At 70.0% G+C, this 26,139-nt stretch carries 20 protein-coding genes; 7 read left to right on the plus strand and 13 right to left on the minus strand.

The annotated features are described in order from the left end of the window. The first annotated feature begins 7 nt into the window (after positions 1-7). From ABD151_RS13430 to ABD151_RS13450, 5 genes are all read left to right on the plus strand, one after another. Entirely contained in the window at positions 8-1,843 is a 1,836-nt protein-coding gene (locus ABD151_RS13430; RefSeq protein WP_343995176.1) for an AMP-dependent synthetase/ligase, read from the plus strand. Between the two features lie 46 nt (positions 1,844-1,889). Beyond that, on the plus strand, positions 1,890-2,927 hold the full coding sequence (locus ABD151_RS13435; protein ID WP_343995178.1) for an LLM class F420-dependent oxidoreductase: 1,038 nt from the start codon (positions 1,890-1,892) through the stop codon (positions 2,925-2,927). 199 nt (positions 2,928-3,126) lie between these two features. Then, positions 3,127-5,655 carry a bifunctional FO biosynthesis protein CofGH gene (locus tag ABD151_RS13440; protein WP_343995180.1) on the plus strand — a complete coding sequence of 843 codons (2,529 nt, stop codon included), beginning with the start codon at positions 3,127-3,129 and terminating at the stop codon, positions 5,653-5,655. A gap of 231 nt (positions 5,656-5,886) precedes the next feature. Beyond that, positions 5,887-6,924: a TerC family protein gene (locus ABD151_RS13445; RefSeq protein WP_343995182.1), complete on the plus strand. Its 1,038-nt coding sequence runs from the start codon at positions 5,887-5,889 to the stop codon at positions 6,922-6,924. A gap of 93 nt (positions 6,925-7,017) precedes the next feature. Continuing rightward, on the plus strand, positions 7,018-8,370 hold the full coding sequence (locus ABD151_RS13450) for an HNH endonuclease signature motif containing protein (RefSeq protein WP_343995184.1): 1,353 nt from the start codon (positions 7,018-7,020) through the stop codon (positions 8,368-8,370). A 7-nt stretch (positions 8,371-8,377) separates the two neighbouring features. Here ABD151_RS13450 and ABD151_RS13455 read toward each other — a convergent pair whose 3' ends face one another. The 7 genes from ABD151_RS13455 to ABD151_RS13485 form a co-directional block, all read right to left on the minus strand. Then, a complete protein-coding gene (locus tag ABD151_RS13455) occupies positions 8,378-8,974 on the minus strand; it encodes an HAD family hydrolase (protein WP_343995186.1) in 597 nt (198 codons plus the stop codon). A gap of 215 nt (positions 8,975-9,189) precedes the next feature. Continuing rightward, positions 9,190-10,755, minus strand: a complete 1,566-nt coding sequence (gene guaA / locus ABD151_RS13460; protein WP_343995188.1) for a glutamine-hydrolyzing GMP synthase — start codon at positions 10,753-10,755, stop codon at positions 9,190-9,192. A gap of 288 nt (positions 10,756-11,043) precedes the next feature. Beyond that, positions 11,044-12,762: a GMC oxidoreductase gene (locus ABD151_RS13465; protein WP_343995190.1), complete on the minus strand. Its 1,719-nt coding sequence runs from the start codon at positions 12,760-12,762 to the stop codon at positions 11,044-11,046. Then, the gene (locus tag ABD151_RS13470; RefSeq protein ID WP_343995192.1) at positions 12,759-14,375 is read right to left on the minus strand and encodes a succinic semialdehyde dehydrogenase; all 1,617 of its coding nucleotides are present in this window, start codon (positions 14,373-14,375) and stop codon (positions 12,759-12,761) included. The genes ABD151_RS13465 and ABD151_RS13470 overlap by 4 nt, the downstream gene beginning before the upstream one ends. A gap of 79 nt (positions 14,376-14,454) precedes the next feature. Beyond that, complete coding sequence (locus ABD151_RS13475; RefSeq protein ID WP_343995194.1) at positions 14,455-16,206, minus strand: glycerol-3-phosphate dehydrogenase/oxidase; 1,752 nt, start codon at positions 16,204-16,206, stop codon at positions 14,455-14,457. 39 nt (positions 16,207-16,245) lie between these two features. Then, a complete protein-coding gene (locus ABD151_RS13480) occupies positions 16,246-17,031 on the minus strand; it encodes a carbon-nitrogen hydrolase family protein (RefSeq protein ID WP_343995196.1) in 786 nt (261 codons plus the stop codon). Next, positions 17,031-18,137, minus strand: a complete 1,107-nt coding sequence (locus ABD151_RS13485; protein ID WP_343995198.1) for a GuaB3 family IMP dehydrogenase-related protein — start codon at positions 18,135-18,137, stop codon at positions 17,031-17,033. The genes ABD151_RS13480 and ABD151_RS13485 overlap by 1 nt, the downstream gene beginning before the upstream one ends. A gap of 88 nt (positions 18,138-18,225) precedes the next feature. On the opposite strand from ABD151_RS13485, the gene ABD151_RS13490 reads away from it, so the two are divergent. Beyond that, positions 18,226-18,696 carry a GNAT family N-acetyltransferase gene (locus ABD151_RS13490; protein ID WP_343995200.1) on the plus strand — a complete coding sequence of 157 codons (471 nt, stop codon included), beginning with the start codon at positions 18,226-18,228 and terminating at the stop codon, positions 18,694-18,696. Here ABD151_RS13490 and guaB read toward each other — a convergent pair. The 3 genes from guaB to ABD151_RS13505 form a co-directional block, all read right to left on the minus strand. Continuing rightward, positions 18,693-20,195 carry an IMP dehydrogenase gene (gene guaB, locus ABD151_RS13495; protein ID WP_415629950.1) on the minus strand — a complete coding sequence of 501 codons (1,503 nt, stop codon included), beginning with the start codon at positions 20,193-20,195 and terminating at the stop codon, positions 18,693-18,695. The genes ABD151_RS13490 and guaB overlap by 4 nt on opposite strands. A 38-nt stretch (positions 20,196-20,233) precedes the next feature. Next, positions 20,234-21,136, minus strand: a complete 903-nt coding sequence (locus ABD151_RS13500; RefSeq protein ID WP_343995204.1) for a GNAT family N-acetyltransferase — start codon at positions 21,134-21,136, stop codon at positions 20,234-20,236. A gap of 78 nt (positions 21,137-21,214) precedes the next feature. Beyond that, positions 21,215-22,114 carry a sterol desaturase family protein gene (locus ABD151_RS13505; RefSeq protein WP_343995206.1) on the minus strand — a complete coding sequence of 300 codons (900 nt, stop codon included), beginning with the start codon at positions 22,112-22,114 and terminating at the stop codon, positions 21,215-21,217. Positions 22,115-22,179: 65 nt separating this feature from the next. On the opposite strand from ABD151_RS13505, the gene ABD151_RS13510 reads away from it, so the two are divergent. Next, positions 22,180-22,833, plus strand: a complete 654-nt coding sequence (locus tag ABD151_RS13510; RefSeq protein ID WP_343995208.1) for a TetR/AcrR family transcriptional regulator — start codon at positions 22,180-22,182, stop codon at positions 22,831-22,833. Positions 22,834-22,854: 21 nt separating this feature from the next. On the opposite strand, the gene ABD151_RS13515 is transcribed toward ABD151_RS13510, so the two are convergent. From ABD151_RS13515 to groES, 3 genes are all read right to left on the minus strand, one after another. Next, positions 22,855-24,033 (minus strand): multidrug effflux MFS transporter, encoded by a 1,179-nt coding sequence (locus tag ABD151_RS13515; protein WP_343995210.1) that lies wholly within the window; start codon positions 24,031-24,033, stop codon positions 22,855-22,857. A 74-nt stretch (positions 24,034-24,107) separates the two neighbouring features. Then, entirely contained in the window at positions 24,108-25,736 is a 1,629-nt protein-coding gene (groL, locus tag ABD151_RS13520; protein WP_343995212.1) for a chaperonin GroEL, read from the minus strand. 80 nt (positions 25,737-25,816) lie between these two features. Then, complete coding sequence (gene groES, locus ABD151_RS13525; protein WP_343995214.1) at positions 25,817-26,110, minus strand: co-chaperone GroES; 294 nt, start codon at positions 26,108-26,110, stop codon at positions 25,817-25,819. Between the last annotated feature and the right edge of the window lie 29 nt (positions 26,111-26,139).

The raw sequence follows: 26,139 nt of genomic DNA on the forward strand, positions 1-26,139 counted from the left end.
GAGCATCATGACCGACCCGCAGCGCGAGCAGATCCTCTCCGCCATCGACGGGCTGACCCTGCCCGTCGCCCTGGCCCGGACCGTGGCGACCTACGGCGATCAGCCGGCCTACTCCGACAAGGTAGGGGTGGACGGAGACGGGTGGCGCACGCTCACCTGGAGCGAGGTGCGCGAGCGCGCCCTGGACGTCGCTGCGGGTCTGGTCGAGCTGGGCGTGCAGCCTGGCGAGACGGTCGCGATCATGGCGAGCAGCCGGATCGAGCACATCCTGGCCGACCTGGGTGCCGTGCACGCCGGCGCGGTGCCCTCCTCGGTCTACGCCACCCTCTCCCCGCTGCAGGTCGGCCAGGTCGCCGCCGACCTGGCCCCGGCGGTGGTGATCCTGGAGGGCGCCGACCAGCTGGCCCGGTGGAGCGAGGCGCTCTCGACGGGGTCGGTGCGCACCGTCGTGGTGCTCGACGAGGCTGCCGCCGGCGATCACCTGACCTGGTCGCGCCTGCTCGCCGACGGCGCCGCCCGCCGGGCCGCGCAGCCGGCCGAGGTGGACGCCCGGATCGCCGGCCTGAAGACCGACCAGCCGCTCACCATCCTGTTCACCTCGGGCACCACCGGCGCCCCCAAGGGCGTGGTGCTCACCCACACCAACCTGCTCTTCGAGGCGGAGTCCTCCTCGGCGGTGGCCGGCACCACCGAGCCCGGGATCACCTTGTCCTACCTGCCGTTCGCGCACATCGCCGAGCGGATCCTGAGCATGTACGTGCCCCAGGTCCAGGGTGGCCACGTGCACCTGATCGCCGACCCCTCGCTGCTGGTCGGCGCATTGGCCGAGGTCCGCCCGACCCGCTTCTTCGGCGTCCCCCGGGTGTGGGAGAAGATCCGCACCGGCGTCTCGGCCCGGCTGGCTGCCGAGCCGGACGAGGCGAAGCGGGCCGGCATCGAGGCCGCGATGGCCGTCGGCCTCGCGTATGTCGAGGCCCAGCAGTACGGCAACACCCCCTCCCCGGAGCTCACCGCCCAGTTCGAGGCGATGGACGGCGCCGTGCTCAGCCTGCTGCGCGGACTGCTCGGCCTGGACCGCTGCCAGTGGGCGGCGAGCGCCGCCGCGCCGATGCCCGAGGAGGTGGCCCGCTTCTTCGCCGGCCTGGGCATGCGGATCTACGACGTCTACGGGATGACCGAGACCTCGTCCGCGGTGGCGGCCTGCGGCCCCGACGCCTTCCGCCTCGGCACCGTCGGCCGCCCGTTGGCCGGCCTCGAGGTCCGCCTCGGCGAGGACGGCGAGATCCTGGCCCGCGGACCGGTCACCACGCCGGGCTACCTGAACCGGCCCGACGCCACCGCCGCGCTGATCGACGCCGACGGCTGGGTGCACACCGGCGACATCGGCGAGATCGACGCCGACGGCTTCATCAAGGTGGTGGACCGCAAGAAGGAGATGATCATCACCTCCTCGGGCAAGAACATCGCCCCGTCCAACATCGAGAACCTGCTCAAGGAGAGCCCGCTGATCGGCCATGCGCTGGCCTACGGCGAGGGCCGCCCCTACGTCGTCGCGGTGCTCACCCTGGATGCGGAGATCGCCCCGCTGGTGGCCGCGAAGGTGGGCGTCGAGTTCACCAGCCTCTCCGCGCTGGCCGCCGATCCGACGATCCTGGCCCTCGTCGGCCAGGCGGTGGAGTCGGCCAATGCCCGCCTCTCCCGTCCCGAGCAGGTCAAGCAGTGGCGCCTGCTCGGCGCCGAGTGGACGGCCGAGTCGGCCGAGCTCACGCCTACCCTCAAGCTCAAGCGCCGGGTGGTTCACGAGAACTATTCGGCCGAGATCACTGCCCTCTACGGTGAATGAACGTTAACCTCACCTCAACCCCTTCGATGACGACGACGAGGATGCAATGAAGCTCTCCACCATGCTGACGTATGACGGCAACCCCCGCGCCGCGGCCGACCAGGTCGTGGCGCTGGAGAAGGCCGGGCTCGACACCGTGTGGGTGGCCGAGGCCTATGGCTTCGACTCCCCCACCCTGATGGGCTATCTGGCCGCCAAGACCGAGACCATCGAGATCGGCTCGGCGATCCTCAACATCTACTCGCGCACCCCGGGCGCACTGCTGCAGACCGCCGCCGGGCTCGACAACGTCTCCAACGGTCGCGCGATCCTCGGCCTCGGCGCCTCCGGGCCGCAGGTGATCGAGGGATTCCACGGTCTGCCGTACTCCAAGCCGCTGGCCCGCACCGCCGAGGTCATCGAGATCATCCGCTCCGGCCTCAAGCGTGAGCCGCTGGTCTCCGACGGGCTGATCAAGCTTCCGCTGACCAAGGAGGACGGCGCCGTCACCGGGCTCGGCAAGCCGCTCAAGCTGCTCACCAAGCCGGAGCGCTCCAGCATCCCGATCTACGTCGCCGCGCTCGGCCCGAAGAACGTCGAGCAGGCGGCCGAGCTGGCCGACGGCTGGCTGCCGCACCTGTTCTGGCCGGAGAAGTTCGGCCAGGTGTGGGGCGACGCGATCAAGGCCGGCTCCGCGCGCCGCGACCCGTCGCTGGGTGCGATGAACATCGTCGCCGGCGGCATGGTCGCGATCGGCGAGGGCCCGGAGACCAAGGCGCTGCTCGACTTCGCCCGCCCGCTCTTCGCGCTCTACGTCGGCGGCATGGGCGCCAAGGGCAAGAACTTCTACAACGACGTCGCCTGCGCCTACGGCTACGAGAAGGAGGCGACGGAGATCCAGGAGCTCTACCTCTCGGGCAAGAAGCGCGAGGCCGAGGCCCTGGTGCCGCTGGAGTGGCTGGAGGCCGCGAACCTGGTCGGACCCGAGTCCTACATCAAGGAGCGGCTCGCGGCGTTCAAGGAGGCCGGCGTGACCAGCCTCAACGTGCACCCCGCCGCCGAGAACCCGGCCGCCGTCGTCGAGCACCTCAAGTCCCTCATCTAAGCCCGAGCTTGCGCTTGTTCACCCCCGAACCTGCGCTTGTTCACCCCCAAACCTGCACTTGTTGTCGCTGAGAAGCGCACAAACTGCAGATGAGGGCGCAGCAGATCCCGACGGGACGTGCGGAAACGGTGAGACACCGGATCCGCACGTCCCGTTTCTGTGCTGTGCTGACTGCGTTTCCGTGACAAGGAGTAGAAGAGTGTCTGCCACGCCCCAGCAGATCCGCCGCGCCCTGACCCGCGCCGACCGCGGCGCCACCCTGGACGTCGGCGAGGCCGCCGCGCTGCTCGCCGCGACCGGCGACGACCTCGACGCCCTCTGCGCGATCGCGGCCCGGGTCCGTGACGCCGGCCTGGTCAGCGCCGGACGCCCGGGCACGGTCACCTACTCCCCCAAGGTCTTCATCCCGATCACCCGGCTGTGTCGCGACCGGTGCCACTACTGCACCTTCGTCACCGTGCCGGGCAAGCTGGACTCCCCCTTCCTCTCCCCCGACGAGATCGTCGCGATCGCGGCCGAGGGTGCCAAGCTGGGCTGCCTGGAGGCCCTCTTCACGCTCGGCGACCGCCCCGAGGACCGGTGGCCCGAGGCCCAGGAGTGGCTGGAGTCGCGCGGCTACGACTCGACGCTGGCCTACGTCCGGGCGATGGCGATCCGGGTGCTGGAGGAGACCGGCCTGCTGCCCCACCTCAACCCCGGCGTGATGAGCTGGGAGGAGCTCAACCGGCTGAAGCCGGTGGCGCCGTCGATGGGGATGATGCTGGAGACCACCTCGCGTCGCCTCTTCGAGACCAAGGGCGCCGTGCACTACGGCTCCCCGGACAAGGACCCGGACGTCCGCCTGCGTGTCCTCGAGGACGCCGGGCGCCTCGCGATCCCGTTCACCTCCGGTCTGCTCGTCGGCATCGGCGAGGACCTCACCGAGCGCGCCGAGACGATCTTCGCGCTGCGTGCGAACGCCCGTCGCTACGGCGCCCTGCAAGAGGTGATCGTGCAGAACTTCCGGGCCAAGCCGGACACGGCAGCCCGGCACCGCGACGACCTCGGCCTGGACGAGTACCGCGCGGCGATCGCCGTCAGCCGGATCGTGCTCGGGCCGAAGATGCGGATCCAGGCGCCGCCGAACCTGGTCTCCCTCGGGGAGTGCGCGGCGCTGCTCGCGGCCGGTGTCGACGACTGGGGCGGCGTCTCCCCGCTGACGCCGGACCACGTGAACCCCGAGCGCCCCTGGCCCTCGCTGGAGCGGCTGCGCGACATCACCGCGCAGTGCGGCTTCGACCTGCGCCCCCGGCTCACCGCCCACCCCGAGTACGTCACCCGCCCGACGCCGTGGCTCGACCCACGCATCCACACCCACGTCGCCGCGCTGGCGATCGCCGACGGCCCGGATGCCGGCCTGGCCGTGCCCGGCGTCCGGCCCCAGGGCCGTGCCTGGCAGGAGCCCGAGGAGGAGCTCAGCAGCACCGGGCGCACCGACCTGTTCGCCAGCATCGACACCGACGGTCGCAGCGCGGACCGTCGCGGCGACTTCTCCCACGTCTACGGCGACTGGGAGGAGGTCCGTCAGGCGGCCGAGGAGGTCGCCACCGCGGGCGCTCCCGGGCTGCGCAGTGCGGGAGCCGCGGCCCTCGCCGCCGCCGAGCGCGCCCCGGGCGTCCTCAGCGCCGACGACGCGCTGGTGCTGATCACCGCCGAGGGCGACCTGCTGCGCGACGTCGCGGCACTGGCCGACGAGCTGCGCCGCCAGGTCGTCGGCGACGACGTCACCTACGTGGTGAACCGGAACATCAACTTCACCAACGTCTGCTACGTCGGGTGCCGGTTCTGCGCGTTCGCGCAGCGCAAGAGCGACGCCGACGCCTACTCGCTCTCCCTCGACCAGGTGGCGGACCGCGCCGAGGAGGCGTGGACCCTCGGCGCCACCGAGGTCTGCATGCAGGGTGGCATCGATCCCGAGCTGCCCGGCACCGCGTACTTCGACCTCGCCGCCGCGGTGAAGGCCCGGGTGCCGCAGATGCACGTGCACGCCTTCTCGCCGATGGAGATCGTCAACGGCTCCTCGCGCACCGGACTCTCGTTCGCCGACTTCCTGACCCGGGCCAAGGAGTCCGGCCTGGACACCATCCCGGGCACCGCCGCGGAGATCCTCGACGACGACGTCCGCTGGATCCTGACCAAGGGCAAGCTGCCGACCGCGACCTGGATCGAGATCGTCAGCACCGCGCACCGGGTCGGGGTGCGCTCCAGCTCGACGATGATGTACGGCCACGTGGACAACCCGCGGCACTGGGTGAACCACCTGAAGGTGCTGGCCGGCGTCCAGGACAAGGCGCACGAGGCCGGGGTGGCCGGCTTCACGGAGTTCGTGCCGCTGCCGTTCGTGCACACCTCCGCGCCGATCTACCTGGCCGGCGTGGCCCGCCCCGGGCCGTCGCTGCGCGACAACCTCGCCGTCCACGCGCTGGCCCGGATCATGCTGCACGGCCGGATCGACAACATCCAGACCTCCTGGGTGAAGCTCGGCATCGAGGGCACCCGGGCGATGCTGCAGGCCGGCGCCAACGACCTGGGCGGGACGCTGATGGAGGAGACCATCTCCCGGATGGCCGGCTCCGAGCACGGCTCGGCGAAGACGGTGGCCGAGCTGGAGGAGATCGGCGTCGGCATCGACCGGCCGGTCCGGCAGCGGACGACGACCTACGGGCGCCCGGCGGTCGGCGTCGGCTGAGACGGGCTGCCGGGTTCGCCTCAAAGTGCACCGGCATGAAAGACTTCGCTTCGTTGTATCGGAGGGGAGTATTCCTTCGCGGTGACGTCGTCATCACGGGTAGGTCCACGGCCTGCCCCGGCGCCATCGGCCCGCCACGCGGGCGGAAGAGACCTCCGGAGTCCCTGTCAGGCAGGCGTAGGCTCGCACCTACGTTGCACCACACGTCACTCCGGAGGAGCGAACTCACACGTGAACGCAATATTCGGCGACTCGGTCGCCTCACCCTTGGTCTGGGGCATCACCCTGGTCGTCCTGATCGGTGTGCTGATGGTCGACCTGTTGGTCATCGCCCGGCGGCCGCATGAGCCGTCGATGGCCGAGGTCAGCCGCCACCTGGCCTTCTTCGTGGGGCTGGCGGTGATCTTCGGGGTCTGTCTGCTGATCTTCGCGGAGCCGCACGAGCTGTCGCCCAACCCCGGCGCTGAGTTCTTCGCCGGCTGGTTGACGGAGTACTCACTCTCCATCGACAACCTCTTCATCTTCATCATCATCATGACGAAGTTCGGCGTGCCGCGTCAGTACCAGCAGACCGCGCTGATGATCGGCATCGTGCTGGCGCTGATCATGCGCGCCATCTTCATCGTGGTCGGCGCAGCGGCGATCAACGAGTTCTCCTGGGTCTTCTACATCTTCGGCCTCTTCCTGATCTACACGGCGGTGAAGCTCGCCGGCGAGGGTCAGCACGACGACGAGGACGAGTTCGAGGAGAACAAGCTGGTCAAGTTCGCCGAGAACCACCTTCCGGCGACCAGCGAGTGGCACGGCACCAAGCTGACCATCAAGGAGGGCGGCAAGCGCCTGATCACCCCGATGTTCCTGGTGATCCTCGCGCTCGGCACCACCGACCTGCTCTTCGCGCTGGACTCGATCCCCGCCATCTACGGCCTCACCAAGGACCCGTACCTGGTCTTCACCGCGAACCTGTTCGCGCTGATGGGTCTGCGTCAGCTGTACTTCCTGATCGGCGGCCTGCTGCAGCGCCTGATCTACCTGTCCTACGGTCTGTCGTTCCTGCTCGCCTTCATCGGCGTCAAGCTGATCCTGCACGCGATGCACGAGAACGAGCTTCCGTTCATCAACGGCGGCGAGCACATCTCGTGGGCTCCGGACATCCCGATCTGGCTCTCGTTGACCGTCATCATCGGCACCCTCGCGGTCACCGCGGTGGTCAGCCTGGCGGCCACCCGCAAGCAGGAGGCGGCGAACGCCGAGGACGCCAACTCCTGATCTGAGCTCACCGCGTTGCCCGGTACCGCTGTTGCGGTGCCGGGCAACGTGCGTTCTGGGGGTTGTGTCGGAGGTCCGTGCTCTGCTGGTTCCATGATCGAGATCGACGCCGCGCACACCCCGTATGAGGTCACGGACCTCGACGCGGGGTGCTTGCTTGCGGTGATCTCGGAGGACCGGGTCCGGGTGTTGAAGGCGACGCGACGGCAGTTGCGGTTGGCGCATCAGTGGTGCGTGCTCAACCCCGTCGTGGACGGCGGTTCGTCGGCTTCGTGGTGTGACGACGCCGCGTTCGCATCCTTGGATCTGGACGACTTCCTCGGCGGGGAGGGCACCCCGGCGGTGGCGGCGTTCGCTGCTGAGGAGTTCGCGGCGGCTTCGGGCCTCTCCCGGTACGCGGCGCTCTCGTTGCTGGCGGACGCGTTGGATCTGCACCACCGGCTGCCGCTGTTGTGGGCACAGGTCGAACTGCTGGAAGTCCCCGGTTGGAATGCCCGGCGCGTTGCTGAACTGACCCGCAAGCTCTCCCGGCAGGCGGCCGCCTGGTTCGACCAAACCCTCGCGGACGGCGAACGCTACGGCTGGCCCACCATCGAACGCACCCTGGCGATGGCGGTCGCGAAGTTCCACCCTGAGCTGGTCCGCGACAAGAACGGCCCGCTCACCAAGGCCGACTGGGACGTGCGGCTTGAGCACCGCTACGGGCCTGATGGCACGGCCTCGGGCACCTCCACGCTGGACGTGGTCGGTGACTCGCTGGATCTGGCGCGGTTCCACGACCTCGTCTGTGACGAGGCGGAGAAGTTGAAGCGCGCGGGTGACGCCGACACGTTGGGCCAGCGCAAGGCCAAGGCCTTGGGGAGCATCGCGGAGCAGCAGGGCACGCTGGACTACGAGGCTGCCGGTGACACCAGCGGTGCGGCAAGCGAGCCTGCGACACAGCGGGGCCGCAAGGGCCGAGGGGTGCGCTTGTTCGTGCACACCACCCTGGCCGACCTCTTCTCCACCGACGACCTCACCCTCGCCGACACCGACCGCCTCGGCCCCATCCTCATCGAACAACTCACCGACTGGCTCCAACGCCACGGCTCCATCGCCTCGATCAACCCGGTCATCGACCTGAACCGCACTGGCTCCGTCGACCGCCACGACCCACCCCAGTGGATGGTCGAGCTCGTCAAGGAACGCGATCAGCATTGCGTCTTCCCCCACTGCACCCGATCATCCGCAGACGCGGACCTCGACCACATCAACCCGTACCAGGAGACCGGCCCACCGGGCCAGACGAACCCCGAGAACCTCGCGCCGCTGTGCCGCCGGCACCACCTGGCCAAGACCTTCGCCGGCTGGCGCTACGTCCGCAACCGAGACGGCACCTACACCTGGACCAACAAGCACGGCCACACCTGGCTCGTCACCGCGCTCGGCACGATCCAGCTCGACTGACGCGCACTCAACCGACGCGCGCCAACTCGGCGCGCAGGCGTGCCAGCGGCTCCCGGTTGTTCCAGCAGATCGCGGTCCAGCCCTCCTCCAGCGCGGCCGCGACATTGATCCGCGAGTCGTCGATCAGCAGCGCCTGCTCCGCCCCCACCCCGGCAAGCGCCTGCGCCCGGGCGAAGAACTCCGGCTGCGGCTTGATCGCGCCCAACGTGCAGGAGCAGGCGAATCCGTCGAACAGCTCGCGGTACCCCAGGCCGTCGAGCAGATAGTCCATCCGCTCGGGGTTCTGGTTGGTCGCCAGGAAGCAGCGGAACCCCTCGGCCCGCAGCTCCGCGATCAGCGACGCCACCTCGGCGTCGACCTCGACGCGCTGCCAGAGCCCCACGAACAGGGCGAGCGGGTCGGCGACCAGCCCGAGGCCCTCCAGAACCCGGCTGATCACCTCCAGCATCGGCTCCTCGCCGAGCAGCGCCGTCCGCTCCTCACGCCAGACCGCTTCCAGGAACTCCTCGGCGTGCGCCCCCAACAACGGGGCTGCGGCCGCATGCCACCCGTCCGGCACCCGCTGCAACACCCCGTCGGCGTCGAAGAAGAGGGAACGGACCATGCCCGCACCCTAGCCGCAGCGCCGCACGGTCACGTCGCCAAAAGCGGTCAGGCTCGACCGCAGTCGCTGTGTCAGAGCCCTCTGAGCGCCCCACCCGCCGCCTCATCCGGAACCACACGGGTCCCCGGAGGCAGTGGCGCGCCGAAGCATCCCCCGACGACGACGCCCCCGCCTCCGTGACCGGAGACAGGGGCGTCGCGACGCTCAGCGTGGGATCACTCCCACTCGATGGTGCCCGGGGGCTTCGAGGTGATGTCGACCGTCACCCGGTTGACGTCGGCGACCTCGTTGGTGATCCGGGTGGAGATCTTCTCCAGGACCTCGTACGGCAGGCGCGCCCAGTCGGCGGTCATCGCGTCCTCAGAGGTGACCGGACGCAGCACGATCGGGTGACCGTAGGTGCGGCCGTCGCCCTGCACGCCCACCGAGCGGACGTCGGCAAGCAGCACGACCGGCATCTGCCAGATGTCGCGGTCCAGCCCGGCCGCAGTCATCTCCTCGCGCGCGATCGCGTCGGCGTGACGCACGATGTCGAGACGCTCGCGGGTCACCGCACCGATGATCCGGATGCCCAGGCCGGGGCCCGGGAACGGCTGGCGCCAGACCATCCGCTCGGGCAGGCCGAGCTGCTCGCCCACCGCGCGGACCTCGTCCTTGAACAGCGCGCGCAGCGGCTCGACGAGCTCCATGTTCATGTCGTCGGGCAGCCCACCCACGTTGTGGTGCGACTTGATGTTGGAGGTGCCCGCACCGCCGCCGGACTCGACGACGTCCGGGTAGAGGGTGCCCTGCACCAGGAACGCGGTGGCCCCGGCCGGAAGCTCGCCGAAGACCCGGACCTGCGCCTCGTCGAAGGTGTTGATGAACTCGTGACCGATGATCTTGCGCTTGGTCTCCGGGTCGGTGACCCCGGCCAGCTTGCCGAGGAATTGCTCGGAGGCGTCCACCACGTCGAGGGTGTCGAAGACGGCCTCGAAGTCGTTGCGGACCTGCTCGGTCTCGCCCTGGCGCATCATGCCGTGGTCGACGTAGACACAGGTGAGACGATCGCCGATCGCGCGCTGCACGAGCGCCGCAGCCACCGCGGAGTCGACACCACCGGAGAGCGCACAGATCGCCTGGCCGTCGCCGATCTGCTCCTTGATCGCCGCGACCTGCTCCTCGACCAGGTTCGCCATGGTCCAGGTCTTGCGGCAGCCGGCGATGTTCCACAGGAAGTGCTCGAGCACCCGCTGGCCGTTCTCGGAGTGCATCACCTCAGGGTGCCACTGCACGCCGGCCAGCTTCGCCTCGACGTTCTCGAACGCCGCGACCGGCACGATCTCGGTGGAGGCCAGCACGGTGAAGCCCTCGGGAGCCGCGACGACCGAGTCGCCGTGCGACATCCAGACGTTGTGCTCCGCCGGGATGCCGGCCAGCAGGGTGCCGGGCTCGGCCACCGTGACGGCCGTCCGGCCGTACTCACGGGCACCGGTGGCGGCGACCTCGCCGCCCAGGCCGTTGGCCATCAGCTGGAAGCCGTAGCACATGCCGAAGACCGGAACGCCTGCGGTGAAGATGCCGGAGTCGATGCTCGGGGCGCCCTCCGCGTAGACCGACGACGGGCCACCGGACAGGATGATCGCCTTCGGCTTGCGCGCCAGCATCTCGGCGACCGGCATCGTGTGCGGGACGAGCTCGGAGTAGACCCGAGCCTCACGCACGCGACGCGCAATCAGCTGGGCGTACTGCGCGCCGAAGTCGACGACGAGGACGAGGTCGTGGTCCGACCCTGCGGTCATTTCTCTGGTGCCTTTCGACGGACGGCGTAGCGAGATCTGAGTCTATCCGCCGAGCGCCGCATCCCCGACGTCGGCAACCCGCTTGAGAAAACGATCAGGGCCCGACCGGGGAGGGAGGGTGGTCGGGCCCTGATTGTCCACGCTTCTGATGGACAGGAGCTAGGACGCGGGGCCCGACGTGGGAGGGAGCATGACTGTCGGACCCGATGAGACAACGAGGCTCCCCCACCGGGGTTACGCCGAAATCCGACCGATACGCCGGAACTTTTCCGGCGGGCCCCGTCCTGCTCAGCTCACCCCGACGATCGGAAGCCGCAACGCGGCGGGCGCGGCGTCCGGAACCACCGGCTGCTTCGGCGCCACCGGCTCGATCGAGGCGTACCGCTCCCCCAGCCCGGGACGCGGGTCGACCTCGCCCTTGTTCGGCCAGAACGCCATCGCCCGCTCCGCCTGCGCGGTGATCGTCAGCGACGGGTTCACGCCGAGGTTGGCCGAGATCGCCGAGCCGTCGGCGATGTGCAGACCCGGGTGCCCGTAGACCCGCTGGTACGGGTCGACGACGCCACTGGCCGGCGAGTCGCCGATCGTGCAGCCGCCGATGAAGTGGGCGGTGAGCGGCACGTTGAACGGGTCGCCGATGCTGCCACCGGCGGTGCCGCCGCCCATCACGTCGGCCATCTTGCGCACCGCGTCGTTGGCGACCGGGATCCAGCTCGGGTTGGGCGCCCCATGCCCCTGGCGCGAGGAGAGCCAGGAGATGCCGAACGGACCGGTCTTGCGGACCGTGGTGATCGAGTTGTCGAGCGTCTGCATCACCAGCGCGATCACGGTCCGCTCCGACCAGTGCTTCATGTCGTAGAGCTTGGCGACGTTCGCCTTCTCCGCCCACATCTGCTTGAGCCAGGTCTGCCAGCGCGGCCGGTCGCCGTCGCCGTCGGTCAGCACCGTCTGCAACAGCGACATCAGGTTGCTGCCCTTGCCGTAGCGCACCGGCTCGATGTGGGTCACCTCGTCCGGGTGCCACGAGGAGGTGATCGCGACGCCCTCGGTGTAGTCGACGTCGTCGCGCGGCGAGATCGCGCCCAGGATCGCCTCGGAGTTGGTGCGGGTGAGCACCCCGAGCCGGTCCGAGATGCCCGGCAGGTCGCCGTCCGCCTTCAACTGGTGCAGCAGCTTCTGGGTGCCGATCGCAGCTGCCGCGAAGATCACCTGGTCGGCGGTGAAGGTCTTCACCGCGCTGCGGCGGCTCAGCTTCGCCTTCGTCCAGCGGGTGTCGATCCGGTAGCCGCCGTCGGGCCGCGGCCGGACCCGGGTGACGGTGGTCAGTGGGTGCACCTCGGCACCGGCCTGCTCGGCCAGGTACAGGTAGTTCTTGACCAGCGTGTTCTTGGCGTTGTGCCGGCACCCCGTCATGCACTCGCCGCAGTTGCGACACGGGTTGCGGTCCGGTCCGGCGCCGCCGAAGAACGGGTCGCCGACCTGCTCGGCAGGCTCCGCCCCCGGCCCGCCGAAGAAGACGCCGACCGGGGTCGGGTGGAAGGTGTCGCCGACGCCCATCTCCTCGGCGACCTGGCGCATCACCGCATCCGACGGCGTGTGCCGTGGGTACTCGACCACGCCGAGCATCCGCTTCGCCTGGTCGTAGTACGGCGCCAGCTCCGCCTTCCAGTCGGTGATGTGCGCCCACGACTTGTCGCGGTAGAAGGCGTCGAGCGGCTCGTAGAGCGTGTTGGCATAGACCAGCGAGCCACCACCCACGCCGGCTCCGGCGAGGATCAGGCAGTCCTTGACCATGTCGATGCGCTGGATGCCATAGCAACCGATCTCCGGACGGAACAGGAACCGCTTGGTGTCGAACGAGGTGGCCGGGAAGTCGTCGTCGGCGAAGCGGGCACCGGCCTCCAGGACGGCGACCTTGTACCCCTTCTCGGTCAGCCGCAGTGCAGAGACCGAACCGCCGAACCCCGAGCCGATGATGACGACGTCATAGTGGTGCGACGCCGTCATGCGCGCCCCAGCTTCTTGAACATCCGCGCGCTCGCGGTGAGCACCTTGCTGAACGTCTCGTTGGACATGCCCGGAACCGGACGGAAGCCCCAGCCGCGCTGGGTGCCGACCGCCTGCACCTCGGTGTAGCGGTGGATGCCCTCAGGCCCCTGACGACGGCCGGTGCCGGACTCGCGCATGCCGCCCATCGGCGCGTCGAGGCTGGCGAAGGTGGCGCCGTAGGCCTCGTTGACGTTGACCGTGCCGCACTTGATCTCGCGCGCGATCGCCCGGCCGCGCTTGCCGTCCTGGGTCCAGATCGAGGCGTTGAGGCCGTAGTTGCCCTCGTTCGCCGCCGCGATCGCCTCGGTCTCGCTCGTGAACCGGTAGAGCGAGATCACCGGGCCGAAGGTCTCGTTGCCGTGGCAGACCATGTCGGAGCTGACGCCCTCGAGGATGGTCGGCTCGTAGAAGAACGGACCGAGGTCGGGGCGGTGCCGGCCGCCGGCGAGCACCCGTGCGCCCTTGGCGACGGCGTCCTCGACGTGTGCCTGCACGGTGGCGAGCTGGTCGGCGGAGATCAGCGAGCCCATGTCGATCGCCCAGTCCTGGCCGACGCCGAGGGTCAGCGCCTCGGTGCGGGCGACGAAGCGATCCACGAACTGGTCGTAGATCTCGTCGGCCACGAACATCCGCTCGGTGGAGACGCAGAGCTGCCCCCCGTTGGAGAACGCGGCCCGGGTGGCGCCCTCCGCCGCCTTCTCGATGCTGGCGTCGCGCAGCACCAGGATCGGGTTCTTGCCGCCGAGCTCCAGCGAGCAGCCGATCAGCCGATCGGCGCAGCCCGCGGCGACCCGCTTGCCGGTCGCCGTGGAGCCGGTGAAGCAGACGTAGTCGGCGCGCTCGATGATCCCGGTGCCGACCCGGGAGCCGGGGCCCGCGACGACGGTCCACAGATCCTTCGGGAAGCCGGCCTGGTCGAGCATCTCCATGCCCAGCAGGGCGGTCAGCATGGTCTGGCTGTCCGGCTTGCTGACCACGGCGTTGCCCGCCATCAGCGCGGGGAGGCCGTCGCAGAGCGCCATCGTGAACGGGTAGTTCCACGGCGAGATGATGCCGACGACGCCCTTGGGCACCCGGTTGACGTCGATCCGGGTGGCCAGCGGCATCACGCCGGAGCGACGCTCGGGGTCGAGGTGCTTGTGGGCCGTGCGCGCGTAGTAACGCGCGGTCAGTGCCACGTGGTAGGCCTCAAGATAGGCCTCCTTGCGCGCCTTGCCGGACTCCCAGACGGTGAGGTCGCAGATCTCCTCGGCGCGGTCGAGCACGATGTCGTGCAGGCGCAGCATCAGCTCCGCGCGGACGTCCAGCGAGGTCCGGGCCCAGGCGGCCTGCGCCCGGCGGGCGCGCTTGAACGCCTCCTCGACGTCGGCGTCGCTGGACTGCGGGATGTGGGCCAGCGGCTGCCCGTTGCACGGCGAGTGCGAGAGCACCGCCTCGCCCGAGGTCGACAGGATCCGCCCGGTGAGCCGGGCGGTGAGGTCGCGGCCCAGCGCGTACGTCGCGGCCGGGTCGTGCTCGGGGTCGTTCGGGCCACCGACGAGGGGGCCGGGGTTCGGCGTCTGCTGGCTCATGGGTCGAGCCTAGGCGACCGGGCTACCCGGCGGTAGGTGTTGGCGGCCTTGACATCTGAGAACTTTTTGTCAAGGGGCCTCAGGCGGGATGCCGGGGCCGCACCCGCGCCTCATCGGCCTCCTGGTCGGTCGCCTTGGCCTGGCTCTGCCGCTCGGCCTCGACCCGGCGCAGGTAGTGGTCGACCTCGTCGGCCACCCGAGCGTCGTCCCAGCCCAGCTCGGCGGCCATCAGCCTGGCCACCGGGCCCGCCGCATCCACTCCCCGGTCGAAGGTCTCGATCGAGATCCGGGTGCGCCGGACCAACACGTCGTCCAGATGCTGGGCACCCTCATGGGTGACCGCATAGACCACCTCGGCCGCCAGGTAGTCGTCGGCGCCGGGCAGCGCAGCGGCCAGCTCGGGACGGAGCAGCAGCAGATCGACCAGGTCGTCGACCAGCGATCCGTAGCGGGAGAGCAGATGGTCGATCCGGCTCACGTGCAGCCGAGCCCGGCGCGCCAGCTCGACGCGCTGGTTGGCCCGGGCCGCATACCCGTCGGCACCCAGCAGCGGGATCCGGTCGGTGATCGAGGAGCGGACCACCGCATCGGTCGTCGTCCCGAGCGAGTGGGCGGCGGCATCGACGGCGTCGGCGGCCATCACCCGGTAGGTGGTCAGCTTGCCGCCGGCGATCATCACCAGCCCGGGCACCGGCGTCACCACGGTGTGCTCGCGCGAGATCTTCGAGGTCGGCTCCGACTCGCCGCGCAGCAACGGGCGCAGGCCGGCGTAGACGCCCTCGACGTCGTCGGCCTCCAACGGCTCGCGCAGGATCGTGTTGACGTGGCTGAGCACGTAGTCGATGTCGGCGCGGGACGCCGCCGGGTGCGCCTTGTCGAACTCCCAGGCGGTGTCGGTGGTCCCGATGATCCAGTGCCGGCCCCACGGGATCACGAAGAGCACCGAGGTGTCGGTGCGGGTGATGAAGCCGCACTCGGAGCGGATCCGGTCGCGCGGGACGACGAGGTGGATCCCCTTGCTGGCTTGGACGTTGAGCGCGCCACGACCGCCGACCAGCTCCTGGATGTCGTCGGTCCAGACCCCGGCCGCGTTGACCACCACCCGCGCGCGGACCTCGAACTCGACGCCGCTCTCCAGGTCGCGGGCCCGGACGCCGACCACCCGCTCCCCCTCGCGCAGGAAGCCCACCACCCGGGTCCGGGTCGCGACGTGTGCCCCGTAGCGCGCCGCGGTGCGCGCGATGGTGAGCACCAGTCGTGCGTCGTCCACCTGGGCGTCGTAGTAGCGGATCGCCCCGCTGAGGTCGTCGGTGCGCAGGTCAGGCGCGATCCGTGCGACCTGGCGCCGCCACAGGTGCTTGTGCCGCGGCAGGCCGGCGTCATAGCGCCCGGTGTGGGCCATCGTGTCGTAGAGCGCCAGGCCGGCGCCGACATAGGGCCGCTCCCAGCTGTTGTGCAGCGGGTAGAGGAACGGGACCGGCGTGACCAGGTGCGGGGCGAGCCGGGTGAGCAGCAGGCCGCGCTCGGTCAGCGCCTCGCGGACCAGACCGAAGTCGAACATCTCCAGGTACCGCAGGCCGCCGTGGATCAGCTTGCTGCTGCGGCTCGAGGTGCCCGAGGCGAGGTCGCGCTGCTCGATCAGGCCGGTGGACAGACCGCGGGTGACTGCGTCCAGCGCGGTGCCGGCGCCGACCACCCCGCCACCGACCACGAGCACGTCCAGCTCGCCGCCCGCGGCTCCGGCCGCGGCCAGCGCATCGAGTGCGTGCGCGCGCGAGGCGGGGCTCAGCGCGCCGGAACGATCCCGCAGGGAGTCACCGCTGGCGTTCATGGCCTCAGTCTTGCAGGCCGCTGGCCATCACCGGCCGGATCAACGCACCCGGGGGCCGAGATCTTCACGACGGTCGCGCAGCATCGGATGCGCCTCACGCGTGGCGGCCACCACGGCGACGTCGACGTCGGCCACCGCGACGCCGTCCTCGGTGTCGAGCCGGGCGAGCGTGCGGCCCTCGGGGTCGTAGATCGCCGAGCCGCCGATGAACTGCTCGTCGCCGCAGCGACCGGTGAGCCCGGAGAAGGCCACGTACATCCCGTTGTCGAGGGCGCGTGAGGCGGCATACAGGTCACGGCGGTGCGCACCGCCAGGGAAGAACGCGGCCGAGATCAGGTAGAGCCCGGCACCGTCGAGGGCCGCGGCCCGCGCATGCTCGGGGAACGACGAGTCGTAGCAGATCGCCAGCCCCGCCTCGACGTCGCCGAAGGTGAGCGAGGCACCGTGGTCACCGGCGGTGAAGAAGTCGTGCTCGTAGCCGGTGAGGTGCTGCTTGTCGTACGGCGCGCTCACCTCGCCGTCGGGACGCACCACCATCGAGGAGAGGGTGCGGGCCTCGCCGCGCAGCAGCGGAGTGGAGAGCACCACGCTGATCGCGTGCTCGCGGGCCACCCGGCGCACCGGCGTCAGCGCCGAAGCTGCCTCCGCAGGCGTCGGCGGCGTCGCCTCGAAGGCCGCGCGGCAGTAGCCGGTCAGGAACGCCTCGGGCAGCACCAGCAGCTCGGCACCCTGGTCGGCCGCCGCGGTGGCGAGCCGGGCAGCGGTCGCTGCGTTGGCGGCGAGATCGCCCGCCAGCGCTGCGCCCTGCCCGACCGCGATCCGCATCAGTGGACGACGACGCCGACCCGCTGGAACTCCTTGAGCTCCGTGTAGCCGGTGGTGGCCATCGAGCGGCGCAGTGCGCCGATCAGGTTCATCGTGCCGTCGGCGACACGGGACGGGCCGAAGAGGATCTCCTCCATCGAGCCGATGGTGCCGAACTCCACGCGCTGGCCGCGCGGCAGCTTGCTGTGCCACGCCTCCGCGCCCCAGTGGAAGCCGCGACCGGGCGCCTCGTCGGCGCGTGCCAGCGGAGAGCCGACCATCACCGCGTCGGCGCCGCAGGCGATCGCCTTGGCGAAGTCGCCGGACTTGCCGATCGAGCCGTCCGCGATCACGTGCACGTACCGGCCGCCCGACTCGTCGAGGTAGTCGCGACGGGCCGCAGCGACGTCGGCGACCGCGGAGGCCATCGGCACCGCGACGCCGAGCACGGTGCGGGTGGTGTGCGCCGCGCCGCCGCCGAAGCCGACCAGGACGCCGGCCGCGCCGGTGCGCATCAGGTGCAGCGCCGCCTGGTAGGTGGCACAGCCACCGACGATCACCGGGACGTCGAGCTCGTAGATGAACTCCTTGAGGTTCAGCGGCTCGGCCTGGCTGGAGACGTGCTCGGCGGAGACCGTGGTGCCACGGATCACGAACATGTCGACGCCGGCGTCGACGACGGTCTTGGCGAACTCCTTGGTGCGCTGCGGCGAGAGCGAGCCGGCCACGGTGACACCGGCCTCCCGCATCTGGCGCAGCCGCTCACCGATCAGCTCGGCCTTGACCGGCTCGGCGTAGATCTCCTGCATCCGCTGGGTCGCGGCGACGCCCTGCAGGTCGGCCACCTCGGCCAGCAGCGGCTCGGGGTTCTCGTAGCGGGTCCAGAGGCCTTCGAGGTCGAGCACGCCGAGGCCACCGAGGCGGCCCAGGGCGATCGCGGTCTCGGGTGACATGACCGAGTCCATCGGGGCCGCGACCACCGGGATCTCGAAGCGGTAGGCGTCGATCTGCCAGGCGGTGCTGACCTCCTCCGGGTCGCGGGTGCGCCGCGACGGGACGATCGCGATGTCGTCGAAGGAGTAGGCGCGGCGGGCGCGCTTGGCTCGGCCGATCTCGATGTCAGTCACGCCCCGATCCTATCGGCGTCGGAGGCCGACGCCGATTCGGGCGAGCCGATCGTGAACGGAGGGATCGTCGACGTGACACAGTGGACGGGTGTCGACCCAGACCTCGCACCAGTGGCTGCTCACGCCCGGCGACCAGGTGAGCGTGGAGCAGCTGCACCAGTTCCTGCTGCTGCGGAGCGCCGTCTTCGTCGCCGAACAGCAGAGCCCGTACCAGGACGTCGACGGGCTCGACCTCTCGCCGTCCGCCTGCCACCTGCGCGGCATCCAGGGCGAGGACCTGCTGGCCTACGCCCGGCTGCTGGGCCCGGGCCTCGTCGACGACGACATCCACCTGGGCCGGGTGGTGATCGCACCGATCGCGCGCGGACGCGGGCTCGGCGACGCCTTGGTCGCCGAGGCGCTGCGCCACGCCCGCCGCACCTGGCCGGGCAGCACGATCACGCTCGAGGCGCAGAGCCACCTGCAGAGCCTCTACGCGCGCTACGGCTTCACGGCACTCGGCGAGCCGTTCGACGACGCCGGCGTCGAGCACCAGCGCATGTCCCTCGCCCTCGGCTAGTTGCCGGAGTAGTTGGGGGCCTCGACGGTCATCTGGACGCCGTGCGGGTGGCTCTCCTTGAGCGAGGCCGAGGTGATCCGGACGAACTTGCCGTTCTCCTGCAGCTCGCCGATGGTGCGCGCGCCGACGTAGAACATCGACTGGTGCAGGCCGCCGATCAGCTGGTGGGCGACCGCGCCGAGCGGACCGCGGTAGGCGACCTGGCCCTCGATGCCTTCGGGCACGAGCTCCTCGTCGCTGGTGACCTCGGCCTGGAAGTAGCGGTCCTTGGAGTAGGACTTCTTGCCACGGCTGCTCATCGCGCCGAGCGATCCCATCCCGCGGTAGGCCTTGAACTGCTTGCCGTTGACGAAGACGAGGTCGCCGGGCGACTCCTCGCAACCGGCCAGCAGCGAGCCCAGCATCACCGAGTCCGCACCGGCGACGAGCGCCTTGGCGATCTCGCCGGAGTGCTTCATGCCGCCGTCGGCGATCACCGGGACACCGGCCGCCTTGGCTGCCAGGGACGCCTCGTAGACAGCGGTCACCTGCGGCACGCCGACACCGGTGACGATGCGGGTGGTGCAGATCGAGCCCGGGCCGACGCCGACCTTGATCGCGTCCGCGCCGGCGTCCACGAACGCCTGGGCGCCCGCCTTGGTCGCCACGTTGCCGCCGATCACCTGGACGTGCTTGGTGGCGGGGTCGGTCTTGAGCCGCCGGACCATGTCCAGCAGGAGGTGCACGTGACCGTGGGCGGTGTCGGCGACGAGCACGTCGACGCCCGCCTCGATCAGCCGGCCGGCGCGCTCCCAGGCGTCGCCGAAGTAGCCGATCGCGGCACCGACCATGAGCCGGCCGTCGCCGTCGTAGGACGCGTTGGGGAACTGCTCGCCCTTGACGAAGTCCTTGACCGTGATCAGGCCGGTCAGGGTGCCGTCCGGGTCGATCAGCGGCAGCCGCTCACGCTTGTGCGCACGCAGCAGCGCGGTGGCGTCGTCGCGGTCGATCCCGGTCGGGCCGGTGATCAGCGGCATCGGCGTCATCATCTCGGAGACCTTGGTGGTGGCCCAGTCCGCGACCGGGGTGAAGCGCAGGTCGCGGTTGGTGATGATGCCGATCAGCTTGTTGGCCGGGTCGACCACGGGCAGGCCGGAGACCCGGTACTCGCCGCAGATCCGGTCGAGGTCCTCCAGCGTCGCGTCCGGGCCGATCACCACCGGGTTGGAGATGATGCCGGTCTGGGTGCGCTTGACGAGGTCGACCTGGTACGCCTGGTCGTCGATGGAGAGGTTGCGGTGCAGCACGCCGATGCCGCCCTGGCGTGCCATCGCGATCGCCATCCGCGACTCGGTGACGGTGTCCATCGCCGCACTGAGCAGCGGAACCTTGATGGAGATCTCCCGGGTCAGCCGGGTGGTGGTGTCGATCTCATCCGGTGCGAGATCCGATTCGCCCGGCAGCAGCAGGACGTCGTCGTAGGTCAGGCCGAGGGACGCGAACTTCTCAGGGATCTCCACCTCGCCCATTCTAGTGGTCGATCACCAACCTTCCTGCATCAGCGTGGAGCTGTGAGCTGGCGCACAGGAACCTGGACGGTCAGCAGGTCCGCGGACATCTTGATCCGGGCCCGCAGCCCCGCCGAGAGCACCATCGGCAGCACGGCCTGGTTGTCCGCACTGGTGCGCAGACTGATGTCGTCGAGCCCGAGCGCGGCGGCCACCTTGGCCATCTCGACCAGCAGCCGGGTGCCGATCCCCCGACGGCGCCACGCCGGGTCGACGCGCAAGGTGCTCTCCCGCACCCCCGGCGCGAGATCGGCGACCCCGAGCGCGGCGAGTCCGACGACGGTCCCGTTGACCGTCGCCATCACCGCGGTCTCCTCGACCACGAACTCCGGCGCGTCCGCAGGGCTGAGCCGCCGCCCCGGCGTCGGCGCCAGGCCGGGCGAGCCGAGCCGCCCGCGCTCGAGCACCTCGGCGACCAGGGCCGCCATCTCCGCGCCACGGGCATGCTCGGTCAGGGTGAACGGTGCGGCCCGCCAGATCTGCACGGTCACCTCGCCCACCGCGAGCTCCATCACGTCCATCTCGGCGCCGATGCCGTCCGGCGTCGGCTCCGCCTCGGCATCGAGCAGCTTGGCCACCGTGTCCGGGAACGCCGCGGGCTGCGCGAGCACCGCACGGGCCGCCCGCACATGCCGCGCGGGCTGGTCGACCAGCGCTTGTTCCGAACAGGGCAGGCAGCTGGTGGCGGCGCCCCCCGAGCGCTCCACCAGCGCGACCACGTTCGCCTCACTCCAGCCGTCGGCGGTACGCAGTACGAATTCGTCGGTCACGGCGTCGATGCCCGGGAAGATCTGCATCGCCAGGATGTTCACGCCGGCCGTGCCACAGGTGGTGGCCAGGTTCGCCAGCGCGCCGGGCTGGTCGGGCAGGGTGGTGCGCACTCTCCACAACATGGGCCTCTCCTCAGCAGGTGGGCGGCTTGGTGCCTCCAGCCTGACGGGGCAGCGTTGCCACCGAGGTTCGGCGATGTTTCAGGTCTGTGAAGATCGCACCGCGACCGGCTGGTCGGCGACGACGTCGCGCGGCTGCCATCCCGGGGGCCCGAACAGGTAGCCGGCCCGCTCGCGCCAGCTGCGCGCGGAGCGCACCTGGCGACCGATCTGCACGTACTCGCCGTACTCCAGCTTGAGCAGGTTGTAGGTGTCCACCGGCTTGGTGAGGCCGTAGCGCGGGCGTTGCCGCTCGGCGGTGAAGGTGCCGAACATCCGGTCCCAGATGATCAGCATGCCGGCGTAGTTGCGATCCAGGTACTCCGGATCGGAGCCGTGGTGCACGCGGTGGTGCGAGGGCGTGTTGAAGAGGAACTCGATCGGTCGCGGGAGACGATCGATGGTCTCGGTGTGCACGAAGAACTGGTAGATCAGATTGAAGGAGAACGCGACGTAGATGGTCCACGGCGCGAAGCCGAGCAGCGGCAGGGGCATCCAGAAGATCAGCTCGAACCAGGGGTTCCACTTCTGCCGCAGCGCGGTCGCGAAGTTCATGTACTCGCTGGAGTGGTGGGCCTGATGCGCGGCCCAGCCCACGTTGACCCGATGCACGAAGCGGTGGCTGGCATAGAAGGAGAGGTCCAGCACCAGCAACAGCGCCGGCCAGTACCACCAGGCCGAGACGTCGAGGTGCCACGGCGCCCACCAGAAGTAGGCGGCGCTGAAGACCACGAAGCTGCCGACCTTGAACGCCGTCGAGAAGAAGAGCGAGCCCACCCCCATCAGGATGCTGGTCCGCGCGTCCTTGAGGTGATAGCCGGTGACATTGTCGTCGTGATCGAGCCACTTGAGCGCGGCGAGCTCGAGCACGATGGTGAGCACGAAGAACGGAACCGCGTAGGCGATCGGGTTCTTCGCCGGGTCGAGCAACTCCTCGAGCATGCTTCCTCCTATATGACTCTTGGGTAAGTTACCACGCGTTCATATGGGTTGGATAGGGTGCGCGCATGAGCTCTCCGCGCCCTCGGGCAGGGTCCAAGGGCATGCCGCGCGCGGCCCGGGAGACCGAGATCCTCTCGCTGGCCTGCCGCGCCTTCGGCGAGGCCGGGTACGTCGCCGTCTCGATGGCCGACGTCGCCGCGGCTGCCGGGATCTCCAAGCCGCTCATCTACAACTACTTCGGCTCCAAGGAGGGCCTCTTCGCCTCCTGCCTGCGCTTCGCCGGAGACCTGATCGCCGACGACATCGACCGCACCGCCGAGGCCGGCCAGGTCGGCCTTGCCCGGGCACTGGTCACCCTGGAGGGCATCTTCGAGGTGCTGGAGGAGCGCCGGTGGATCTGGCGCCTCTTCTTCGACACCACCCGGCCCGCGAGCCAGGAGCTCGACGCGATCGTCGCGCGCTACACCGCACGGCTCACCGAGCGTGCCGCCGAGGGCGTCGCCGAGATGCTCGCCGCGGCCGGCAACGCCGACCCGCTCGACGCCGAGGCGCTGGCCGCGGTGTGGGCGAGCGTCTTCGACACGCTGGTGGTCTGGTGGCTCGGTCACCCTGAGGTGAGCGCAGCCGAGATGACCCGGCGCAGCGCCCGGCTCTTCGTCGCCGTCACCCTGGACGGCGATGCGGCTCAGCGGGTGCTCGCCGAGGTCGGCGGGGCCTGAGCCCCACCGACCTCCGAACGCTCAGCCGGCAGGCTCGAGGGCGGGCTCCGCGGGCACCGCACGCAGGTGCCACAGCCAGAGCGCAAGGCCGGCGAAGACCATCACCGCAGCCGCGATCGCCAGATGCAGCACGGTGTCGGTGACGTGTGGTGCCAAGAACGAGGCAGTGATCGCGTTGAGGGTCAGCGTGCAGAAGCTGAACAGCGAGACCGCGCTCCCCCGCGCCTGCGGGAAGAGGTCGAGCAGCGCGAGCTGCTGCGACGGATAGGCGGTGCCGGAGCCGAAGGCGATCAGCGCCGGGCCGATCACCGCCCACGGCAGCACGGCCGCGGTGGGGCCGACAGCCAGCACGATGTTGACCACCGCGCCCACCGCCGCCGCAACCAGACCCCAGGTGATCAGCCGCCGTCCGCTGACCCGGCCCGCGGACCGGGTGCTGACCAGCGAGCCGAGCACCATGCCACCGATCATCGGCACGAAGAAGATCCAGAAGTCGAGCTCGCCCTTGCCGAGCAGGTCGACGACGAAGATCGCCGCCGCACCGATGTAGAGGAACTGCCCGCCGAAGGAGAGCGCTGCCGACCAGACCACCCGGTGGAAGGTGAGGTCGCGCGCCGGGACGGTGAGACCGCGCAGCATGGCAGTGAAGCGGAACGGGATCCGGCGCTCCGCGGGATGGGTCTCAGGCAGCCAGAGCGCCACGCTGAGGCTGAGCGCCAGGCCGACGGCGGCCAGGAACCAGAAGACCACCGGCCACGGGCCGAGCTGGAGCAGCCAGCCGCCGGCGATCGGCGCCAATGCCGGGGCCACGCCGAAGATCATCACGGTGATGCTCATCAGTCGCTGCGCCTCGGCCCCCTCGAAGACGTCGCGGATCAGCGTACGACTGACGATCACGCCGCCGCCTGCGGCCAAGCCCTGCAGCACCCGGAAGACCAGCAGCATCGGCAGGGAGACCGACAGGGCGCAGCCCACCGAGGCGACGGCGTAGATGCCGACGCCCCAGATCATCACCGGCTTGCGTCCCACCGCGTCGGAGAGCGGACCGTGGAACGGGCTCATCAACGCGAAGGAGATCAGGTAGGCGCTGACCACCCACTGCATCTCGGCACTGCCCACCTCGAACTCGCCACGCATCTGGGCGAACGCCGGGAAGGCGGTGTCGATGCTGAACGGCCCGAGCATGCTCAGGCTCGCCACCAGCACGAGAAACAGGCCGACCCGCCCGGGGCGCAGGGCCCCGGACGGGTCGGGTGCTGATGACGGAACGGTGCTCAGTGGCCGTGTCCGTGACCGTGACCGTGACCGGCTGCGGCCTCGGGGTCTTCCTCTTCCGGCTTGTCCACCACGAGGGTCTCGGTGGTGAGCAGCATCGCCGCGATCGAGGTGGCGTTGACCAGCGCGGAGCGGGTCACCTTGACCGGGTCGAGGACGCCCTGGGCGACCAGGTCGCCGTACTCGCCGGTGGCGGCGTTGTAGCCCTGGCCGACGCCAAGCTCGCGCACCTTGGTGGTGATGACGTAGCCGTTCTCGCCACCGTTCTCGGCGATCCAGCGCAGCGGCTCGTCGGCGGCCTTGCGGACCACGCGAACGCCCACTGCCTCGTCACCGCTCAGGCCGAGGTCGCCCTCGAGCACCGAGACGGCGTGGATCAGCGCGGAGCCACCGCCGGCCACGATGCCCTCTTCGATGGCAGCGCGGGTCGCGGAGACGGCGTCCTCGATGCGGTGCTTCTTCTCCTTGAGCTCCACCTCGGTGGCGGCGCCGACCTTGATCACGCAGACGCCACCGGCCAGCTTGGCCAGGCGCTCCTGCAGCTTCTCGCGGTCCCAGTCGGAGTCGGTGTTCTCGATCTCGGCCTTGATCTGGGCAACCCGGCCCTCGACCTGCGCCGCGTCGCCCGCGCCGTCGACGATGGTGGTGTTGTCCTTGGTGACTACGACGCGCCGGGCACGGCCCAGCACCTCGAGACCGACCTGGTCGAGCTTGAGACCGATCTCGGCGGAGATCACCTGGCCGCCGGTCAGGATCGCGATGTCCTGCATGATCGCCTTGCGGCGGTCACCGAACGCGGGAGCCTTGACGGCAACAGAGGTGAAGGTGCCGCGGATCTTGTTCACGACCAGGGTCGAGAGCGCCTCGCCCTCGACGTCCTCGGCCAGGATGAAGAGCGGCTTGCCGCTCTTCATGACCTTCTCCAGGACCGGCAGCACCTCGGCGACGGCCGAGATCTTGCCCTGCACCAGGAGGATGTAGGGGTCGTCGAGGACGGCCTCCATGCGCTCCGGGTCGGTCACGAAGTAGGCCGAGTTGTAGCCCTTGTCGAACTGCATGCCCTCGGTGAACTCGAGCTCGGTGCCCATGGTGTTGGACTCCTCGACGGTGATCACACCGTCCTTGCCCACCTTGTCGAAGGCCTCGGCCAGCAGCGCGCCGATGTGCGCGTCACGGCTCGAGATGGTGGCCACATTGGCCATGTCGTCCTTCGACTCGACCTCGCGGGCAGCCTCGCGCAGCGCGTTGCCGACGGCCTCGGCAGCGGCGTCCATGCCGCGCTTGATGCCCATCGGGTTGGCGCCGGCGGCCACGGCGCGCAGGCCCTGGTGGACCATCGCCTGGGCCAGCACGGTGGCGGTCGTGGTGCCGTCGCCGGCGACGTCGTTGGTCTTGGTGGCGACTTCCTTGGTCAGCTGCGCACCGAGGTTCTCGAACGGGTCGTCCAGCTCCACCTCACGGGCGACGGTGACACCGTCGTTGGTGATGGTGGGGGCGCCCCACTTCTTGTCGAGGACGACGTAGCGGCCCTTGGGACCGAGGGTCACCTTGACCGCGTTGGCCAGTGCGTCGACGCCCCGCTCCAGCGAGCGACGAGCGTTCTCGTCGAACTCCAGGATCTTCGGCATTGCTTCTCCTTAAATGCACAAGACCTGACGTGCCTGGCGCCCGGCCGGCGGAGGACCGCCAGCCGGGCATGCCAGGTGCGTCAGGAAACGATCGCGAGAACGTCGCGGGCGGACAGGATCAGGAACTCGCTGCCCGCGTACTTGACCTCGGTGCCGCCGTACTTGCTGTAGATGACCTTGTCGCCCACGGCAACGTCCAGCGGGACGCGGTTGCCGTTGTCATCGATGCGACCGGGACCGGTGGCGACGACCTCGCCCTCCTGGGGCTTCTCCTTCGCGGTGTCCGGGATGACCAGGCCAGAGGCGGTGGTCTGCTCGGCCTCGAGGGGCTTGACGACGATGCGGTCCTCGAGAGGCTTGATGTTGACCGACACAGTCAACCTCCACTTTCTTGTTCGGGATG

It is taken from the genome of Nocardioides dubius (assembly GCF_039528155.1).
In the GTDB taxonomy this organism is placed as follows: Bacteria; Actinomycetota; Actinomycetes; order Propionibacteriales; family Nocardioidaceae; genus Nocardioides; species Nocardioides dubius.

Coding starts and splice junctions, on each gene's coding strand:
- ABD151_RS13430 (WP_343995176.1), top strand. CDS start 8: ATGACCGACCCGCAGCGCGAGCAGATCCTCTCCGCCATCGACGGGCTG.
- ABD151_RS13435 (WP_343995178.1), top strand. CDS start 1,890: ATGAAGCTCTCCACCATGCTGACGTATGACGGCAACCCCCGCGCCGCG.
- ABD151_RS13450 (WP_343995184.1), top strand. CDS start 7,018: ATGATCGAGATCGACGCCGCGCACACCCCGTATGAGGTCACGGACCTC.
- ABD151_RS13455 (WP_343995186.1), bottom strand. CDS start 8,974: ATGGTCCGTTCCCTCTTCTTCGACGCCGACGGGGTGTTGCAGCGGGTG.
- guaA (WP_343995188.1), bottom strand. CDS start 10,755: ATGACCGCAGGGTCGGACCACGACCTCGTCCTCGTCGTCGACTTCGGC.
- ABD151_RS13465 (WP_343995190.1), bottom strand. CDS start 12,762: ATGACGGCGTCGCACCACTATGACGTCGTCATCATCGGCTCGGGGTTC.
- ABD151_RS13470 (WP_343995192.1), bottom strand. CDS start 14,375: ATGAGCCAGCAGACGCCGAACCCCGGCCCCCTCGTCGGTGGCCCGAAC.
- ABD151_RS13475 (WP_343995194.1), bottom strand. CDS start 16,206: ATGAACGCCAGCGGTGACTCCCTGCGGGATCGTTCCGGCGCGCTGAGC.
- ABD151_RS13480 (WP_343995196.1), bottom strand. CDS start 17,031: ATGCGGATCGCGGTCGGGCAGGGCGCAGCGCTGGCGGGCGATCTCGCC.
- ABD151_RS13500 (WP_343995204.1), bottom strand. CDS start 21,136: ATGTTGTGGAGAGTGCGCACCACCCTGCCCGACCAGCCCGGCGCGCTG.
- ABD151_RS13505 (WP_343995206.1), bottom strand. CDS start 22,114: ATGCTCGAGGAGTTGCTCGACCCGGCGAAGAACCCGATCGCCTACGCG.
- ABD151_RS13510 (WP_343995208.1), top strand. CDS start 22,180: ATGAGCTCTCCGCGCCCTCGGGCAGGGTCCAAGGGCATGCCGCGCGCG.
- groL (WP_343995212.1), bottom strand. CDS start 25,736: ATGCCGAAGATCCTGGAGTTCGACGAGAACGCTCGTCGCTCGCTGGAG.